The organism is Mycobacterium sp. (assembly GCF_051006775.1).
In the GTDB taxonomy this organism is placed as follows: domain Bacteria; phylum Actinomycetota; class Actinomycetes; order Mycobacteriales; family Mycobacteriaceae; genus Mycobacterium.
The window spans coordinates 1-16,163 of record NZ_JBPCSX010000167.1; the positions used below are offsets into that span (position 1 = coordinate 1).

A 16,163-nucleotide genomic window follows, 5' to 3' on the forward strand; every position below is an offset into this window, starting at 1 on the left:
GGCGCAGCGGCACCGCTGGGTAGCCACGCCGCCCAGATCTACGCCGACTTCAACGCCGAGCACCCCGATCTGGACTTCAGCGCAGTCATTCAGACCCTGCGCTGACCGCCACGGTGCTAGAAGTCGCCGGCGTGGTGGCGCAGCGTCTCGATTGAATCAACCAGTGCCCCAGCCTGTTCGGTGCCGATACCGATGTCGGCGAACACCTGCTGGTTGAGCGTCACGGTGGCATCCTCGACGGTGGAGCGCCCCAACTCGGTGATCTGCACCAGAGTGGTGCGTCCGTCAGTGGGATGCGGCACCCGCGTCACCAAGCCGTCGGCCTCCAACCGCCGAATGGCGTGGGTGACGCTGGTGACGTGCACCTGCAGACGATCAGATGCCTTGGTGATCGGCAAGGCCCCGGTGCGGCTGAAGGCAAGCAGTCGCAGCAGTTCGAATCGCGAAAAGCTCAGATCATAGGGCCGCAGCGCGTTCTCCACCCGGGCCAGCAGGATCTGATGGGCCCGCATCACCGAGGTGACCGCCACCATGCCGTCGGCCACCTCACCCCAGCCGGACCGCTCCCAGTTGGTGCGGGCCGCGGCGATCGGATCGCGCTTTTCCGCCTTTTCCACCTTTTCCGCGGGCATGGGTTTTCAGCCGGGTCAGAGGGTCAGAATCCGCGGCCCGGAATCGGTCACCGCCACCGTGTGCTCCCAGTGCGCCGCCCGCGACCCGTCGCTCGTGATGACCGTCCACTCGTCGTCGAGGATCCGGGTCCGCGTCGTGCCCAGCGTCAGCATCGGTTCGATCGCCAGAACCGACCCGGCGACCAGCATCGGGCCGCGACCCGGTTCACCCTCATTGGGCAGGAACGGGTCCATGTGCATCTGCCGGCCGATGGCATGGCCGCCGTAGCCCTCCACGATGCCGAACCGGCGGTCATGGGTCAGCTCCGCTGCTCGGGTGCCCTTCTCGATGGCGTGGGACACATCGGTGAGGCGGTTGCCCGGCACCATCGCGGCGATCCCGGATTCCATTGCGTGCTTGGTCGCGGCAGAGAGCGCCTCGTCGGCGGGAATCAGCGCGCCCACACCGAAGGTGATCGCGGCATCGCCGTGCCAACCGTCGAGGATGGCCCCGCAGTCGATCGAAACCAGGTCGCCGAAGGCGAGGGTTTCATCGCGGCTCGGGATGCCGTGCACCACGCGGTCGTTGACCGAAGAGCAGATGCTGGCCGGGAAGCCGTGGTAGCCCAGGAACGACGGGATCGCACCGGACTCGCGGATCACCGTCTCCGCGACCTCGTCGAGATCGTGAGTGGAGACCCCGGCGCCGGCGGCCTGCTGGACCGCCCGCAACGCCGAGGCGACCACCGCTCCGGCGGCTGCCATCGCATCGAGTTCACCAGCGGAGCGGGCCGGAACGGTCTTGCGGCTGCGCAGTCCGGGCAGGGACACCATCAGGGGTCAGACGTCAGCGACCGAGCGCATGCATCGCGCGCGCGAAAACCTCGTCGAGCTCGCCGACGGCGTCGACTGTCTGCAGTTCGTGCTCGCCCTGGTAGTAATCCAACAGCGGCGCGGTCTCGTCCCGGTAGACCTTGAAACGGTTGCGGATGACGTCCTCGGTGTCGTCGGCGCGGCCGCGGCCCTTGAGGCGGTCCACCAGGATCTCCTCCGGCACCCGGAATTCCAGTACGGCGTCGAGTTTGAGTCCGCGGCGGGCCAGCATGTCGTGCAGCGCCTCGGCCTGCTCCACCGAGCGGGGGAAGCCGTCGAGGATGAAACCGCCCGCCAGATCGGCGTCGTCGAGCCGGTCGTCGACCAGTGCGTTGGTGAGGCTGGCCGGGACCAGGTCGCCGGCGTCCATGTACTTCTTGGCCTCAAGGCCGAGCTTTGTTCCCGTGCTGATGTTGTGCCGGAACAGGTCACCGGTCGACACCTGCGGAACGCCCAGGTTCTCGGCGAGCTTGACGGCCTGAGTCCCCTTGCCCGCTCCCGGCGGCCCCAACAGCACGATTCTCACTTGAGGAACCCTTCGTAGTTGCGCTGCATCAACTGGCTCTCGATCTGCTTGACGGTGTCGAGGCCGACGCCGATCGCGATCAGGACCGCGGTGCCACCGAACGGCAGATTCGACACGCTACCGCTGTTGCCGACTTGGAGGAACAGGTTTGGCAGCACGGCGATGAGACCCAGGTAGATGGAGCCGGGAAGGGTGATGCGATTCAACACGTAGCTCAGGTAGTCCGAGGTGGGCTTACCCGGACGGATGCCGGGAATGAACCCGCCGAACTTCTTCATCTCGTCGGCCCGCTCAACGGGGTTGAAGGTCACCGAGACATAGAAATAGGTGAAGAAGATGATCAGGCCGAAGTAGATCGCGACGTAGATCGGATCAGCCGGGTTGGTGAGGTGATCAGCGACGAAACGATCCCACCAGCCGTTGCCGGGGCCGCCCTTACCGCTCTGCACGAGCTGTGTGATCAGGTGCGGGATGTAGATCAGCGACGAGGCGAAGATGACCGGGATGACGCCGGCCTGGTTGACCTTCAGCGGCAGGTAGGTCGACGTTCCGCCGTACATCTTGCGGCCGACCATGCGCTTGGCGTACTGGACCGGGATCCGGCGCTGACCCTGCTCGACGAACACCACACCGACGACGATCGCCAGGGCTGCGACACACACGGCGGTGAACACCGGGCCGCCGCGGCTGTCCAGGATCGACTTGCCCTCGGCGGGGATTCGGGCAGCGATGCCGGCGAAGATCAGCAGGGACATGCCATTGCCGATTCCGCGCTCGGTGACCAGTTCACCCATCCACATGACCAGCGAGGCGCCGGCGGTCATCACCAGCACGATGACGATCAGCGAGAAGATGCTGTGGTCGAGCAGGATGTCCTCGGAGCAGCCCTGCAGCAGGCCGCCGTTGGCGGCAAGGGCCACGATGCTGGTGGCCTGCAGGAGGGCCAGCGCCCCCGAGACGTAACCCGAGTACTGGGTCATCTTGGCCTGACCGGCCTGACCCTCCTTCTGTAGTTCCTCGAAGCGAGGGATCACCACGGTGAGCAGCTGGGTGATGATGCTGGCGGTGATATAGGGCATCACGCCCACCGCGAACACCGATAGCTGCAGCAGAGCGCCGCCGGAGAACAGGTTGATCAGGGAGTAGATCTGCGCCCCGGCCCCACCGCTGACCTGCTCGATGCACTGTTGAATGTTCTTGGTGTTGACGCCCGGGGACGGCAGCGACGCACCGAACCTGTACACGATGACCAGGCCCAGCGTGAGAAGGATTTTCCGCCTCAGGTCGGCCGTACGCAGCGACGAGATGAAAGCCGAAAGCACTCTTCCTCCTGGGCAGCCGGACGAGGTCGCGACGTGCCGATGCGGCTGGCCCTGGCCAGCGTTGGCGGTAAACCTTCTTCAGCGTGCACAAGCGCGCGCTGGATCAGTCTACGAGACTAACAGTTGTCCCAGGCAGGCCGCGAAACCGTCCAGCTGGTTATATTAGCTAAGCATGGCGGCAGCCTGCCGCCCCAGGTGGGAGGCTGCCGGATGGCACGCGCAGATGACGACTCGTGGGATCTGGCTTCCAGCGTGGGGGCCACAGCCACCATGGTGGCGGCAGGGCGGGCGATGGCCACCAGGGATCCGCGCCACCTGATCGACGACCCGTTCGCCGAACCCCTGGTGCGCGCCGTCGGCATCGGGTTCTTCGTCGACATGATCGACGGACGACTCGACACCTCGCCATTCGGGGATGCCGGGCCTGAGCGGATCCAGGCCATGATCGCCGGGATGGCGATGCGCACCAAATTCTTCGACGAATACTTCGCCGGTTCCGCAGTCGGCGGTATCCGCCAGGTGGTGATACTGGCCGCCGGCCTGGACTCCCGCGCCTACCGACTGGCATGGCCGCCGGGCACGGTCGTCTACGAGGTCGACCAGCCCGCGGTGATCGGGTTCAAGACATCGGCAATGGCGGATCTGGGCGCGACGGCGATCGCCACCGTCCGGACCGTCGGTATCGACCTGCGCGAGGATTGGCCCACTGCCCTCCGGGCGGCCGGATTCGACCCGTCCGCCCCGACCGCGTGGCTGGCCGAGGGCCTGCTGATCTACCTCCCGCCGGAGGCCCAGGACCGACTCCTGGACACCATCACCGCGTTGAGTGCACCGGGCAGCACGGTGGCAACCGAGTCAGTTCCCGGCCTGGTCGACTACGACGCCGAACGGGCCCGAGAGATGTCGGCAAACCTGCGAGAGCGGGGACTGAACCTCGACATGCCCTCGCTGATCTACCCCGGCCCGCGCAACAATGTCGTCGACTACCTGGATTCGCTGGGCTGGAAGGTCACCGGTGTTCCCGGTGGAGAGTTGTTCATCCGCAACGGATTACAGCCGCCCGACCGTGGCGACTACGATCCGCTCGGCGAGATCATCTACGTCAGCGCCACCCGCGGGGCTAGCGCGACTTAGAACCGCCAGTCCCCCACCCACAGCGCGCTGCTGCCGGCCTGCGCCCGATCGGCGCGCTCCAGCAGATCACCGGCCACCGACCCGAACAGCTGTGCGGCCATATCGGACAGCGACACCGCGGCCGGTTGCGAAGATGCCCTGGGCCGCAGGTAATCCCGCACCGACGAGCCCGGGAAGCTCATCAGCCGCACCTCAGCATCGACATCCAGCCCGGCCAGTATTTTGGCCCGTCGCATCGCGGTACGCAGTCCGCCGAGTTCATCGACCAGTCCATGCTCATACGCATCCGCGCCGGTCCACACCCGACCCCGGGCGACGGCGTCGACGTCGGCGACCGACATCCCACGGGCCTTCGCGACCCGCCCGACGAAGTCGTTGTAAAACAGGTCCGCCTCGGCCTCCACCAGTGCGTGTTGCTCCGGAGTGAACCGGTCATTGACCGACCAGGCGTCGGCATTGGCATTGGTGCGCACGCGGTCCGACCCGATTCCGAGCCGCTCCTTGAGTTCGCGGGCGACGAGCTTGCCGGTCACCACACCGATAGAACCGGTGACGGTTCCCGGATTGGCGACGATGGTGTCGGCGGCCATCGCGATGTAGTAACCGCCGGATGCGGCGACCCCACCCATCGAGGCAACCACCGGCCGCCCGGTCGAGCGGATCCGGCTGACCTCCCGCCAGATGGTCTCCGATCCGGTGACGGCACCGCCGGGGCTATCCACCCGCAGCACAACGGCTTTCACCTCATCGTCGGATGCCGCCTCTCGCAGCGCGGCGGCGATGGTGTCCCCGCCGGCGCTGGACCGCGAGAACGGCAGCACCTGCGGACCGCCGCGGCCGCTGGTGATCGGACCGGCCACCGTCACCACCGCGATGGTCGGCGTGGAAGAACGGCGGAGCCGGTTGCGTCCCGGCACTGATGGCTTGCGGCTCTGGGCGTAGCGGGACAGGTACAACCGCGGTGGAGCAGCATCGGAATCGGCATCGAAATCTGCGTCGGGGATCTCAGCGCCGGTCAGTTCGATGATCCGACGGTAGGCCTCGTCGCGGAATCCGATGCGGTCGACAAGGCCGGAGTCGACGGCATCATCACGAAGTAGCGGCGCCCGGTCCGCCATGGCGTCAAGGGTTTCGGCTGCCAGCCCACGGGATTCGGCGATGCCCTGCCACACCTGGGTGTGCAGGCTTTCGATGAGTCGGCTGTCAGCCTCGCGATGGGCGTCGGTGTAACTGGCCTGAGTGAACAGATTGGCCGCCGACTTGTACTCCCCGCGGGCAACGAACTGTGCCTCCACTCCGGCCTTGTCGAACGCATCACGTAAAAACAGGGCGTTGGTAGCGAAACCGATCAGGCCGAGGGTGCCGGAGGGCTGCATCCAGACCTCGCCGAATGCCGAGGCAAGGTAGTACGACAGCGTTCCGGGGTAGGTCTCAGCCCAGGCCAGCGATGGTTTGATCGCGGTGAACGCCGCGATGGCCTCCCGTAATTCCTGCACCGGCCCGGGGGGTGCGGCCGGAAACTGGACCCGCGCAATCAATCCCGCGACCCGGTCATCCTCGGCGGCCCGGTGGATGGCGGCGACCGCCTCACGCAGGATCATCGGACGGCCTGCTCCGGTGACCAACCGCACCGGGTCGAAGCCAGCGGTCTCCGCCGGCACGGACTGCAGATCGAGCTCCAGCACGCAGTCGCTGGGCACACCGTGATGTCGGGCGGTGTCGAACTTACGAGCTCCCGTTTTCATGAAGCCGCGCACCTCGTCGGGGATACCGGGCAGGAAGGCGAACATGACAATGAGCCTACCGACCACGCCGACTGCCGTTAGGTGGATACTTTCCGCATGGTGCTCAAGGTCGACGTCCCGTCCGATCTCATCGGTGGCGGCGTCGATGAGGGCTACGGCAAGGTCGCCGACGCATTCCGCGCGAACTTTGCCGAGCGCTCAGAAGTCGGCGCCGCCCTGGCTGTTTATCGCGACGGCATCAAGGTCGTCGATCTGTGGGGTGGCTACCGCAACGGAATCACCAAGACGCCCTGGCAGCACGACACGCTCGTCAACATGTTCTCGACGACCAAGGGCGTGGCCGCACTGGCGGTGGCACACGCCGTGTCGAAGGGGTTGTTCAGCTATGACGATCGCGTGAGCGAGCACTGGCCGGAGTTCTCCGCGCACGGCAAGGGCGAGGTGACCGTGCGCCAGCTGCTGGCCCATCAGGCCGGGCTGTGCGCACTGGACGCGAAGCCGACGTTGCGGGATGTCGCCGATCCGCAGCGGCTGTCAGCCATCCTCGCGAGCCAGAAGCCCGCGTGGCGGCCGGGCACACGCCACGGCTATCACGCCATCACCATCGGCTGGTACAAGTCCGAGCTCATCCGCAGAACCGACCCGGCAGGACGCACGCTCGGCCGATACCTGGCCGAGGAGATCGCCGGCCCGATGGGACTCGATGTCCACATCGGCCTGCCGGCAACTGTCGACCGTGACCGCGTCGCCCACGTGCATAACTGGAAGCGGCCCGAATCGCTGCTGCATGTCCACCAGATGCCGCTCGGATTTCTGGGCGCCGCCCTCAATCCCGTCGGCCTGACTGCGCGCGCAGTCTCGGTGCCCTCCGACGTCAACGCCTTCGACGGCGATTACAACCGCGATGAGGTACGCAGGGTCGAGATCCCCTCCGCCAATGGCAACGGAAACGCGCGAGCAGTCGCCGAACTGTACGGTGCTGCCGCTGCGGCAGAGCGTCGGCTGGGTCTGACCGACACCACGATCGCTGAGCTACGGGCACCGGCACGCAATCCGTCCGGAGGAGTTCGCGACAAGGTCCTGCGGGTCGACTCCGAGTACTCGCTGGGGTTCTGTAAGCCGATCGGACACTTCACATTCGGATCATCAGATCAGGCCTTCGGCACGCCTGGATTCGGCGGCTCATTCGGGTTCGCCGACCCCGACACCGGTGTCGGATTCGCGTACACGATGAACCGGTTGGGGTTCCACCTGTTGAGCGACCCGCGCGAACTTCGGGTGCGACAGGCGCTGTTCGGCGACGTGCTGGGTGCCCGCCCGCAGAACTGACAGCGCAACGAAAAAGCCCCCGCCGAGGGGCGGGGGCTTTTCACGGGTACTGATTCCTATGAAACCTCGGTGACCGATCCGCCCGCGGCGGTGATCTTGTCCCGGGCGCTGCCGCTGAACTTGTGCGCGGTCACGTTGACCTTCACCGTCAGCTTGCCGTCGCCGAGAACCTTCACCAGCGTGTTCTTACGGACCGCACCCTTGGCGACGAGCTCCTCGAGGGTGACGTCGCCGCCGGAAGGGAACAGCCGACTGATATCGCCGACGTTGACCACCTCGTAGGAGGTGCGGAACCGGTTACGGAAGCCCTTGAGCTTGGGCAGCCGCATGTGGATCGGCATCTGGCCACCTTCGAAGCCCACCCGGACGTTGTTACGCGCCTTGGTGCCCTTGGTGCCACGGCCTGCGGTCTTGCCCTTGGAGCCCTCGCCGCGGCCGACGCGGGTCTTGGCCTTCTTCTCACCCGGTGCGGGGCGCAGATCGTGGAGCTTGATCGGGGTCATTTGACTTCCTCTACTTCCACGAGGTGGTGCACGACCCTGATCAATCCGCGGGTCTGCGGATTGTCCTCACGGACCACCGACTGGCGAATCTTCTTCAGGCCCAACGAGCGCAGGCTCTCACGCTGCTTCCAGCGGGCACCCACGGTGCCGCGCGTCTGGGTGATTTTCAGTTCGGCCATGGTTATGCGCTTCCTTCGTGCGCGGCAGCAGCGGCGGCATGCCGGGCCTGCAGTTCGCTCTCCCGGCGCGCCTTCAGCATGCCGGCCGGGGCGACGTCTTCGATGGGCAGACCGCGACGGGCGGCCACCTCCTCGGGACGCTGCAGCAGCTTGAGCGCGGCAACGGTGGCGTGGACCACGTTGATCGCGTTGTCGCTGCCGAGCGACTTGGCCAGCACGTCGTGCACGCCGGCACATTCGAGCACCGCGCGGCAGGCGCCGCCGGCGATGACACCGGTACCGGGGCTGGCCGGGCGCAGCATGACCACACCGGCGGCCGCCTCACCCTGCACCGGGTGCACGATGGTGCTGCCGATCAGCGGCACCCGGAAGAAGTTCTTGCGAGCTTCCTCCACACCCTTGGCAATCGCGGCCGGGACCTCTTTGGCCTTGCCGTAACCGACGCCGACCATGCCGTGGCCGTCACCGACGATGACCAGGGCGGTGAAGCTGAACCGGCGGCCACCCTTGACCACCTTGGACACCCGGTTGATCGTGACAACACGCTCCAGGTACTGGCTCTTCTCACCGCCGTCACGGTTATCGCGTCCACCACGACCGCCACGGTCGTCGCGCCGGCCGCGGTCTCCGCCACGGCCACCGCGGTCGCCGCCGCGCTGTTCGTCGCTCCGCGTTCCCGCTGAGGGGGCGCTGGTGTCCGTGGGGACCTCAGGTGCCGAAGTCTGGTCCGCCATTATGCGGTCCTTCCGTTACGAATCATCAAATTAATTCCCATGTCGCTTCGCTCCTGCCCGCCGGCTAGAACTTCAGTCCGCTCTCGCGGGCGGCGTCGGCCAGTGCGGCGATCCGCCCGCCGTAGGTGTTGCCGCCGCGGTCGAACACGATGGCCTCCACGCCGGCGGACTTGGCGCGCTCGGCGATCAGCTGACCGACCCGCTTGGCGCGGGCCTTCTTGTCGCCGGCCACCGCGCGGACGTCGGCCTCGATGGAGGAGGCCGCCGCCACGGTGGTGCCGGTGGCGTCGTTGACCAACTGCACGTGGATATGCCGCGCGGAGCGGTTGACCACGAGACGCGGGCGCTGTTCGGTGCCGACGACCTTCTTGCGCAACCGGTTGTGCCGACGGAGCCGCGCGGCCCGGCGAGCTGCCGATGCCGTGGTTCCGATCGGCTTGCGGTCGACGGTTGTTGTCTCAGCCATGTCTACTTACCTGTCTTTCCGACCTTGCGGCGGATCTGCTCACCCTCGTACCGCACGCCCTTGCCCTTGTACGGGTCGGGGCGGCGCAGGCGACGGATGACCGCCGAGATCTGGCCGACCTTCTGCTTGTCGATACCGGACACAGAGAACTTCGTCGGGCTCTCGACCGCGAAGGTGATGCCCTCCGGAGGATCGATGAGAACCGGGTGGCTGTAGCCGAGGGCGAACTCCAGGCTCGACCCCTTCTGCTGCACGCGGTAGCCCACGCCGTAAATCTCCATCTTGTTGGTGTAGCCCTCGGTCACACCGGTGATGAGGTTGGCCACCAGGGTGCGGGACAGGCCGTGCAACGAACGGCTGCGCCGCTCGTCGTCGGGCCGGGTCACCACAATGGCGCCCTCGTCGTTGCGCGACACCATGATCGGCTCGGAGACCGCGAGTTCCAGGGCGCCCTTGGGGCCCTTGACCGACACGGTCTGTCCGTCGATCGTCACATCCACTCCGCCCGGAACCAGGACGGGCTGCTTACCAATACGAGACATGAACCTCTACCCCTCTTCCGCTACCACACGTACGCGAGGACTTCGCCGCCGACGCCCTCACGGGACGCCTGGCGGTCGGTCCGCAGACCGGAGGACGTGGAGATGATCGCCACACCCAGGCCACCGAGGACCCGGGGCAGGTTGGTGGACTTGGCGTAGACCCGCAGGCCGGGCTTGGACACCCGGCGTAGACCGGCGAGGCTGCGCTCGCGGTTGGGGCCGTACTTGAGCTTGACCACCAGCGACTTCCCCACCCGAGCATCCTCGGTGTGGAAATCGGTGATGTAGCCCTCACGCTTGAGAATCTCGGCGATATTCGCCTTGATCTTCGAGTGCGGCAGGGTCACTTCGTCGTGGTACGCCGAGTTGGCGTTGCGCAGACGCGTCAAAAAGTCCGCGATCGGGTCCGTCATCGTCATCGAGCGCTGCTCCTCTTCATCGCGGCGCTCTGCATCGTCGTCATCGCAGTCATGACTGAGCCTGTCTACCTTCCTCGCAGCGGTTCCCGTGTGGGCCTGCTGCGCACCTGTTTTGGACTGAAAAGTCTCGTGGAGCCTGTTACCAGCTGGACTTCTGCACACCCGGCAGTTCGCCGGCGTGCGCCATCTCGCGCAGGCAGATTCGGCAGAGGCCGAACTTGCGGTACACGGCGTGCGGACGGCCGCATCGGTTGCAGCGGGTGTAGGCCCGCACCGCGAACTTCGGCTTCTTGTTGGCCTTGTTGACCAGAGCCTTCTTTGCCATCTGCTCAGTTCTCCTTGAACGGGAAGCCCAGGGCCCGCAACAGTGCGCGGCCTTCGTCGTCGGTCGTCGCCGAGGTGACGACGGTGATGTCCATACCGCGCGGGCGGTCGATGGAGTCCACGTCGATCTCATGGAACACCGACTGCTCGGCGAGGCCGAAGGTGTAGTTGCCATGGCCGTCGAACTGCTTGGGGCTCAGGCCGCGGAAGTCGCGGATACGGGGCAGGGCGATGGACACCAGCCGATCCAGGAACTCCCACATCCGGTCACCGCGCAGGGTGACGCGGGCACCGATCGGCATACCCTCGCGCAGCTTGAACTGCGCGATGGACTTGGTGGCCTTGCGGATCTCCGGCTTCTGACCGGTGATCAGGGCGAGGTCGTTGACCGCGCCGTTGATCAGCTTCGCGTCGCGGGCGGCGTCGCCGACGCCCATGTTGACGACGACCTTGACCACGCCGGGGATCTGCATCACGTTGGCGTAGTTGAACTCGTTGTTGAGCGCGGCCTTGATCTCTTCGCGGTAGCGCTGCTTCAGCCGCGGCTGAACTTTCGTAGGTGTTGTCACTTCTTGATGTCCTTGCCGTTGCGCTTGGAGATGCGGACGCGCTTGCCGGTCTCCTCATCGACGCGGTAGCCGATGCGAGTGGGCGTGCCGTCGGCGTCCACGACCATCACATTGGAGACGTGGATCGCGGCCTCCTGGGTGACGATGCCGCCCGAGGATGCGCCCCGCTCGTTCTGCGACTGCGCGGTGTGCTTCTTGATCCGGTTGACGCCCTCGACCAGGACCCGGTTGCGCTCGGGGAAGGCCTGAATGACCTTGCCCTTGGCGCCCTTGTCCTTGCCGGCGATGACCAGAACGGTGTCGCCCTTGTGGACCTTCATCTACAGCACCTCCGGGGCCAGCGAGACGATCTTCATGAACTTTTTCTCACGCAGCTCGCGGCCGACCGGGCCGAAGATGCGGGTGCCACGCGGGTCGTTGTCGTTCTTGATGATCACCGCGGCGTTCTCATCGAACTTGATGTAGCTGCCGTCGGGACGGCGGCGTTCCTTGACGGTGCGCACGATCACGGCCTTGACCACGTCGCCGCGCTTGACGTTGCCGCCCGGGATCGCGTCCTTGACCGTGGCCACGATGATGTCGCCGATACCGGCGTAGCGCCGCGACGAGCCGCCCAGCACCCGGATGCAGAGGATCTCCTTGGCACCGGTGTTGTCGGCGACCTTGAGCCGCGATTCCTGCTGAATCACCAGATCTCCCTCAGTTGTGCACGCGAAGGATTCCTGCGCAAGCAGAAAGAAACCCGTCGTGCGTGGTCTTCGTTTCCCCAGGGCACGCAGGGCTGACTGATGAAAGCCGGCCGAGGTCTGCCCGAGGCAACCCCCAAATACTAGGTGAGAGGGCGGCGATGAGCCAAATCGGTGGTCAGACCACGCAGCGGAAACCGATGTGGGTGGTCGAGCTGTCCTGGGACTGCGGCGAGCGGGCCGCCGGGCGGAATCGGTGGCAGTACTCCGGCGCGCACAGGTGCGAACCGCCTTTGAGGGCCTGGATCAGGGCCGGATCGGGCTCCGCGGAGGCCGGACAGCAAGTTTTTGCCGGCGCATCGAGCACGTGTTGCCGGGCAAATTTGGTGGTGGTCCACTCCCAGACGTTGCCGATCATGTCGACCAGGCCGAATCCGTTCGCTGGAAAGGTGCCGACCGGCGAGGTTCCCACCCAGCCGAGCGCACCGTCGTTGCGGTACGGAAAACAGCCCTGCCAGGTGTTTGCCATCAGCTGCCCGTCGACGTGGGGCTCCTCACCCCAGGGGTAGGCACTGGTCGAACCCCCGCCCGCCGCGTACTCGAATTCGGCCTCGGTGGGTAGCCGGCGGCCGGCCCATGCCGCATACGCGCCGGCATCGGGGTAGGCGATCTGCACGACGGGGTGGTCCTCGCGGCCGGCGATATCACTGCCGGCCCCGAAGGGGGCACGCCAATGCGCACTCGGCGCCCAGTCCCACCACTGTCGCCACTCCCCAAGGTTCACCGGGCCCGGGGTGCCGCGGAATACCAGCGCCCCGGGCAGCAGGTCCTCGGGCGCCACACCCGGGTACAGCGCCGGGTCCAGCGGCCGTTCGGCGACGGTGACGTAACCGGTGGCATCGATGAACTCGGCGAACTGCGCGTTGGTCACCGGATGACGTTCGATCGCGAACGGCGCGACGGTGGCGGTATGGATCGGCGCCTCTTCGGGATAGAAGCTCGTCGAGCCCATCCGGAACGAGCCGCCGGGTAGATCGACCAGGTCGGTGAGCATGCTCAGTCCTTGGCGAACGCAGCCGCGAACTGCCGCTCGGCGTTGGTATAGGGCTGCCCGGACACATCGACGGTGACCTTGGTGATCGTGCCGCCGGTGAACTCGAACGGCGCCTGATAGGACTGCGAGACCGGTTGGCCGAGGTTGCGGCCCACACTGACCCCACCGCCGGCGATGCCGAAGATGAAGGGGTGGGCCTTGACACCGGGCAGGGTGGCCACAGCGGCGTCGTCGACGTACAGGGTGGCATCGCCCAGTGGGACGAAACTGCCCTCGACCGTCCCGGTCCGGGCGAAGCCCACGCCCACAACGTGCTTGCCCATCGGCACCGGATCGGGCGATGAAACCTTCTGCTCCAACTCGCCGAAGAAGTTGTACACGAAGTGCAGGCGCCCGTCGGCGACGAACAGCGTGTAGCCGCCGTGACCGGCACCCTGTTTGAGAAGCACACCGCGCACATCCGGGCTCTCCACCGTGACCTCGGCCAGCACCGAGAAGGACCGGCCCGCGATATTGACGCAGGCCCCCAGCGGGACGGGAGCGGTGTGCGGGTAGTAGGTGTAGCTGGTTTGGTCACCGGCCAGTGAGGGCCGCGGCCGTCCGATCACCTCCAAGATGTTGAAGTCGGCCAGTGGCAGGCCGTTGTACTTCTGTGCCTCGGCGAACCACAGCTTCTGCATCTCTGCGAGCTTCTCGGGATGCTCGGCCGCCAGGTCATGACATTGGCTGCGATCTGCCTCGATGTGAAACAGCTCCCAGCGGTCCTTGTCGAAGTTTCCCCACCCCGAGGGCGTGGCGGCGTGCACGGTGTTGGCGAACCAGCCCTCATGCCAGATACCCCGGGTCCCGAGCATGGTGTAGAACTGGGTGTCCTTGCCGGTGGGGGCGGCCGGATCATCCAGTGCCGCTTTGAAACTCACTCCCTCAAGCGGCTTCTGCGCGATCCCCTTCACCGTCGCCGGCTCAGCGATTCCCAGCAGGTCGTAGATCGTCGGCGTGATATCTGCGACATTGACGTAGTTGTCGCGAAATTCTCCGTGGGCGCGAATTCCGCTGGGCCAGGAGATGATCGCGGTATCGGCGATTCCACCCTCGTGCGAGGCATAGCGCTTGTAAAGCTTGTACGGCGTGTTGAACGCCATCGCCCAACCGATCGGATAGTGGTTGTAGGTCTGTGGGCCACCGAGTTCGTCGTAGCACTTCATGCTGTCTTCGACGGTGTCGATGAGCCCGTTGAAGAACTTGACCTCGTTGACGCTTCCGTTGGGTCCGCCCTCGCCGCTGGCGCCATTGTCAGAGATCACCACGATGATGGTGTTGTCCAGCTGGCCGGAATCCTCGAGGTAGTCCAGAATCCGGCCGATCTGGGCGTCGGTGTAGGACAGGAAGCCGGCGAACACCTCGGCCATCCGGGCGAACAGCCGCTTCTCCTCATCTGATAACGAGTCCCAGGGCCGCACGGTGTCCTGCAGCGGCCACGGTTCACCGTTGGGGCCCTTGACGTCGAGATAGGGGTTGATCGGAGACAGTTCGGTGTCGGCAGGCACCACGCCGAGCTTCTTCTGGTTGGCCAGCACGATCTCGCGGTAGCGCTCGTAGCCCATATCGAAGCGACCGGCGTACTTGTCGGCCCACTCCTTGAACACGTGGTGGGGGGCGTGCCCGGCGCCGGGACAGACATAGGAGAACCACGGCTTATCCGGCGCGATCACCTTGGCGTCCTGGATGAACTCGATCGTCTTGTCGGCCAGGTCCTTGGACAGGTGGTAGCCCTGCTCCGGAGTGGCGGGCGCCTCGACGGGGTGGTTGTCGTAGACCAATTCCGGATACCACTGGTCGGTCTCGCCGCCGAGGAATCCGTAGAAACGCTCGAACCCGCGGGAGAGCGGCCAGTGCCGTTTGGTGGCGGCCAGGCTGGACTCCTCCAGCGGGGTCATGTGCCACTTGCCGAGGCAGTAGGTGTTGTACCCGCGCTCGGCGAGCACCTCGGAGATCAGTGCGGTGTCATCGGGGATACGGCCGTTGATGCCGGGAAAGCCCTCGGTGAACTCCTCCACCATGGCCATTCCCACCGAGGTCGCGTTGCGACCGGTGAGCAGTGCAGCCCGGGTCGGTGAGCACAGCGCGGTGGTGTGGAACTGGGTCAACCGCACGCCGCGCTCGGCGATTCTGGTCATCGCCGGCATGTCGACAAGTCCGCCGAAGCAATCCCAGGTGGCGATACCGACGTCATCCCAGACGACGTAGAGCACGTTGGGGGCGTCTTGCGGCGCGGTCGGCGCGGCGTACGGTCCCCAGTCCGGTTCGGAGTCACGGATGTCGAGTGCGATCTTGCCCTTGAACTCTGCCGCCATGGGATCCGACGTTACCCGCCCCGGTACCGAACCGTCCCGCAGGACGATCTGCGCACGTTCGACGCTATCGGCGGCGACTTCGCAGGAACTGGTAGTCCGCCTGACAGACAAAAAGCCCACCGCCATGTGCAGCGGTGGGCTTTTCGCAGACGTTTGTTACTTGGCGCGCTCGAGGATCTCGACCAGGCGCCACCGCTTGGTGGCCGACAGCGGCCGGGTCTCCATCAGGGACACCCGGTCGCCGATACCGGCACTGCCGGCCTCGTCATGGGCCTTGACCTTCGTAGTAGTCCGGATGATCTTGCCGTACTTGGGGTGCGGTGACCGCGACTCGAGTTCGACGACGATGGTCTTCTCCATCTTGTCGCTGACCACGTAGCCGATCACGGTCTTGCGGCGACCGCGGACCTTCTCAGTAACCGGAGTGTGCCGGGAGCCTTTAGTGTCTGCCATGTCTTAGTCCTGTCCACCGGGTCCGGCGGCCAGACCCAATTCACGTTCGCGCAGCACGGTGTAGATGCGCGCAATCTCATGCCGAACGACGCGCAGCCTGCGGTTGTTCGCCAACTGGCCGGTGGCCGACTGGAAGCGCAGGTTGAACAGCTCTTCCTTGTACTCCCGCAACTTGGCGGTCAACTCGTCGGCGGTCAGCTCACGCAGCTCACCGGCACTGGTTCCCACTGCCATCAGAACTGCTCCTCTCGGGTCACGATGCGTGCCTTGATAGGCAGCTTGTGGATTGCGCGGGTCAGCGCCTCGCGGGCGACCTTCTCGTCGGGATAGCTCAACTCGA

The 16,163-nt window shown here is 65.9% G+C and carries 21 protein-coding genes and 1 pseudogene; 2 read left to right on the top strand and 20 right to left on the bottom strand.

What is annotated here, in order from left to right; all coding sequences use genetic code 11:
* Positions 1-116 precede the first annotated feature (116 nt).
* The 4 genes from ACR2JI_RS11940 to secY are packed head-to-tail and all read right to left on the bottom strand — an operon-like array spanning position 117 to position 3,332.
* A complete protein-coding gene (locus ACR2JI_RS11940) occupies positions 117-632 on the bottom strand; it encodes a MarR family transcriptional regulator (protein WP_526390288.1) in 516 nt (171 codons plus the stop codon).
* Positions 633-647: 15 nt separating this feature from the next.
* The gene (gene map / locus ACR2JI_RS11945; RefSeq protein WP_526390289.1) at positions 648-1,445 is read right to left on the bottom strand and encodes a type I methionyl aminopeptidase; all 798 of its coding nucleotides are present in this window, start codon (positions 1,443-1,445) and stop codon (positions 648-650) included.
* 13 nt (positions 1,446-1,458) lie between these two features.
* Complete coding sequence (locus ACR2JI_RS11950; protein WP_526390290.1) at positions 1,459-2,010, bottom strand: adenylate kinase; 552 nt, start codon at positions 2,008-2,010, stop codon at positions 1,459-1,461.
* Positions 2,007-3,332, bottom strand: a complete 1,326-nt coding sequence (gene secY, locus ACR2JI_RS11955) for a preprotein translocase subunit SecY (protein WP_526390291.1) — start codon at positions 3,330-3,332, stop codon at positions 2,007-2,009. Before secY ends, ACR2JI_RS11950 begins: the two co-directional genes overlap by 4 nt.
* A 210-nt stretch (positions 3,333-3,542) precedes the next feature.
* Here secY and ACR2JI_RS11960 point away from each other — a divergent pair, with 210 nt between their 5' ends.
* Complete coding sequence (locus ACR2JI_RS11960) at positions 3,543-4,466, top strand: class I SAM-dependent methyltransferase (protein WP_526390292.1); 924 nt, start codon at positions 3,543-3,545, stop codon at positions 4,464-4,466.
* Here the strand turns inward: ACR2JI_RS11960 and sppA are convergent.
* Positions 4,463-6,256, bottom strand: coding sequence for a signal peptide peptidase SppA (gene sppA / locus ACR2JI_RS11965; protein ID WP_526390293.1), 1,794 nt, complete (start codon positions 6,254-6,256; stop codon positions 4,463-4,465). The genes ACR2JI_RS11960 and sppA overlap by 4 nt on opposite strands.
* A gap of 51 nt (positions 6,257-6,307) precedes the next feature.
* On the opposite strand from sppA, the gene ACR2JI_RS11970 reads away from it, so the two are divergent.
* Complete coding sequence (locus ACR2JI_RS11970) at positions 6,308-7,540, top strand: serine hydrolase domain-containing protein (RefSeq protein ID WP_526390307.1); 1,233 nt, start codon at positions 6,308-6,310, stop codon at positions 7,538-7,540.
* A gap of 56 nt (positions 7,541-7,596) precedes the next feature.
* On the opposite strand, the gene rplO is transcribed toward ACR2JI_RS11970, so the two are convergent.
* The 15 genes and pseudogenes from rplO to ACR2JI_RS12045 form a co-directional block, all read right to left on the bottom strand.
* Positions 7,597-8,043 (bottom strand): 50S ribosomal protein L15, encoded by a 447-nt coding sequence (rplO, locus tag ACR2JI_RS11975; RefSeq protein ID WP_526390294.1) that lies wholly within the window; start codon positions 8,041-8,043, stop codon positions 7,597-7,599.
* A complete protein-coding gene (gene rpmD / locus ACR2JI_RS11980) occupies positions 8,040-8,222 on the bottom strand; it encodes a 50S ribosomal protein L30 (RefSeq protein ID WP_526390295.1) in 183 nt (60 codons plus the stop codon). The genes rplO and rpmD overlap by 4 nt, the downstream gene beginning before the upstream one ends.
* A 2-nt stretch (positions 8,223-8,224) precedes the next feature.
* The gene (gene rpsE, locus ACR2JI_RS11985; RefSeq protein WP_526390296.1) at positions 8,225-8,956 is read right to left on the bottom strand and encodes a 30S ribosomal protein S5; all 732 of its coding nucleotides are present in this window, start codon (positions 8,954-8,956) and stop codon (positions 8,225-8,227) included.
* 64 nt (positions 8,957-9,020) lie between these two features.
* Entirely contained in the window at positions 9,021-9,422 is a 402-nt protein-coding gene (rplR, locus tag ACR2JI_RS11990; protein ID WP_526390297.1) for a 50S ribosomal protein L18, read from the bottom strand.
* A 2-nt stretch (positions 9,423-9,424) separates the two neighbouring features.
* Entirely contained in the window at positions 9,425-9,964 is a 540-nt protein-coding gene (gene rplF, locus ACR2JI_RS11995; protein WP_526390298.1) for a 50S ribosomal protein L6, read from the bottom strand.
* Between the two features lie 20 nt (positions 9,965-9,984).
* Entirely contained in the window at positions 9,985-10,383 is a 399-nt protein-coding gene (rpsH, locus tag ACR2JI_RS12000; RefSeq protein ID WP_526390299.1) for a 30S ribosomal protein S8, read from the bottom strand.
* Positions 10,384-10,522: 139 nt separating this feature from the next.
* On the bottom strand, positions 10,523-10,708 hold the full coding sequence (locus ACR2JI_RS12005) for a type Z 30S ribosomal protein S14 (protein WP_047329118.1): 186 nt from the start codon (positions 10,706-10,708) through the stop codon (positions 10,523-10,525).
* Positions 10,709-10,712: 4 nt separating this feature from the next.
* Positions 10,713-11,276, bottom strand: coding sequence for a 50S ribosomal protein L5 (gene rplE / locus ACR2JI_RS12010; protein WP_526390300.1), 564 nt, complete (start codon positions 11,274-11,276; stop codon positions 10,713-10,715).
* Entirely contained in the window at positions 11,273-11,596 is a 324-nt protein-coding gene (gene rplX, locus ACR2JI_RS12015; RefSeq protein WP_526390301.1) for a 50S ribosomal protein L24, read from the bottom strand. The genes rplE and rplX overlap by 4 nt, the downstream gene beginning before the upstream one ends.
* Positions 11,597-11,965, bottom strand: coding sequence for a 50S ribosomal protein L14 (gene rplN, locus ACR2JI_RS12020; protein ID WP_526390302.1), 369 nt, complete (start codon positions 11,963-11,965; stop codon positions 11,597-11,599).
* Between the two features lie 175 nt (positions 11,966-12,140).
* Positions 12,141-13,016, bottom strand: a complete 876-nt coding sequence (locus ACR2JI_RS12025) for a formylglycine-generating enzyme family protein (RefSeq protein ID WP_526390303.1) — start codon at positions 13,014-13,016, stop codon at positions 12,141-12,143.
* Between the two features lie 2 nt (positions 13,017-13,018).
* Entirely contained in the window at positions 13,019-15,370 is a 2,352-nt protein-coding gene (locus tag ACR2JI_RS12030) for an arylsulfatase (RefSeq protein ID WP_526390304.1), read from the bottom strand.
* Positions 15,371-15,526: 156 nt separating this feature from the next.
* Entirely contained in the window at positions 15,527-15,823 is a 297-nt protein-coding gene (gene rpsQ, locus ACR2JI_RS12035; protein ID WP_526390305.1) for a 30S ribosomal protein S17, read from the bottom strand.
* A gap of 3 nt (positions 15,824-15,826) precedes the next feature.
* Positions 15,827-16,057: a 50S ribosomal protein L29 gene (rpmC, locus tag ACR2JI_RS12040; protein ID WP_526390306.1), complete on the bottom strand. Its 231-nt coding sequence runs from the start codon at positions 16,055-16,057 to the stop codon at positions 15,827-15,829.
* A pseudogene (locus ACR2JI_RS12045) lies at positions 16,057-16,163 on the bottom strand (50S ribosomal protein L16); the annotation flags it as partial. The pseudogene ACR2JI_RS12045 and the gene rpmC, both read right to left, overlap by 1 nt.

Bases quoted from the DNA above. Each gene is read 5' to 3' on its own strand.
- ACR2JI_RS12030 (WP_526390304.1), bottom strand. From the start codon at position 15,370: ATGGCGGCAGAGTTCAAGGGCAAGATCGCACTCGACATCCGTGACTCC.
- rpmC (WP_526390306.1), bottom strand. From the start codon at position 16,057: ATGGCAGTGGGAACCAGTGCCGGTGAGCTGCGTGAGCTGACCGCCGAC.
- ACR2JI_RS11940 (WP_526390288.1), bottom strand. From the start codon at position 632: ATGCCCGCGGAAAAGGTGGAAAAGGCGGAAAAGCGCGATCCGATCGCC.
- rplR (WP_526390297.1), bottom strand. From the start codon at position 9,422: ATGGCTGAGACAACAACCGTCGACCGCAAGCCGATCGGAACCACGGCA.
- rplF (WP_526390298.1), bottom strand. From the start codon at position 9,964: ATGTCTCGTATTGGTAAGCAGCCCGTCCTGGTTCCGGGCGGAGTGGAT.
- ACR2JI_RS11960 (WP_526390292.1), top strand. From the start codon at position 3,543: ATGGCACGCGCAGATGACGACTCGTGGGATCTGGCTTCCAGCGTGGGG.
- ACR2JI_RS12025 (WP_526390303.1), bottom strand. From the start codon at position 13,016: ATGCTCACCGACCTGGTCGATCTACCCGGCGGCTCGTTCCGGATGGGC.
- sppA (WP_526390293.1), bottom strand. From the start codon at position 6,256: ATGTTCGCCTTCCTGCCCGGTATCCCCGACGAGGTGCGCGGCTTCATG.
- rpsH (WP_526390299.1), bottom strand. From the start codon at position 10,383: ATGACGATGACGGACCCGATCGCGGACTTTTTGACGCGTCTGCGCAAC.
- map (WP_526390289.1), bottom strand. From the start codon at position 1,445: ATGGTGTCCCTGCCCGGACTGCGCAGCCGCAAGACCGTTCCGGCCCGC.
- rpsQ (WP_526390305.1), bottom strand. From the start codon at position 15,823: ATGGCAGACACTAAAGGCTCCCGGCACACTCCGGTTACTGAGAAGGTC.
- ACR2JI_RS11970 (WP_526390307.1), top strand. From the start codon at position 6,308: ATGGTGCTCAAGGTCGACGTCCCGTCCGATCTCATCGGTGGCGGCGTC.
- ACR2JI_RS12005 (WP_047329118.1), bottom strand. From the start codon at position 10,708: ATGGCAAAGAAGGCTCTGGTCAACAAGGCCAACAAGAAGCCGAAGTTC.
- rpsE (WP_526390296.1), bottom strand. From the start codon at position 8,956: ATGGCGGACCAGACTTCGGCACCTGAGGTCCCCACGGACACCAGCGCC.
- rplO (WP_526390294.1), bottom strand. From the start codon at position 8,043: ATGACCCCGATCAAGCTCCACGATCTGCGCCCCGCACCGGGTGAGAAG.
- rplX (WP_526390301.1), bottom strand. From the start codon at position 11,596: ATGAAGGTCCACAAGGGCGACACCGTTCTGGTCATCGCCGGCAAGGAC.
- rpmD (WP_526390295.1), bottom strand. From the start codon at position 8,222: ATGGCCGAACTGAAAATCACCCAGACGCGCGGCACCGTGGGTGCCCGC.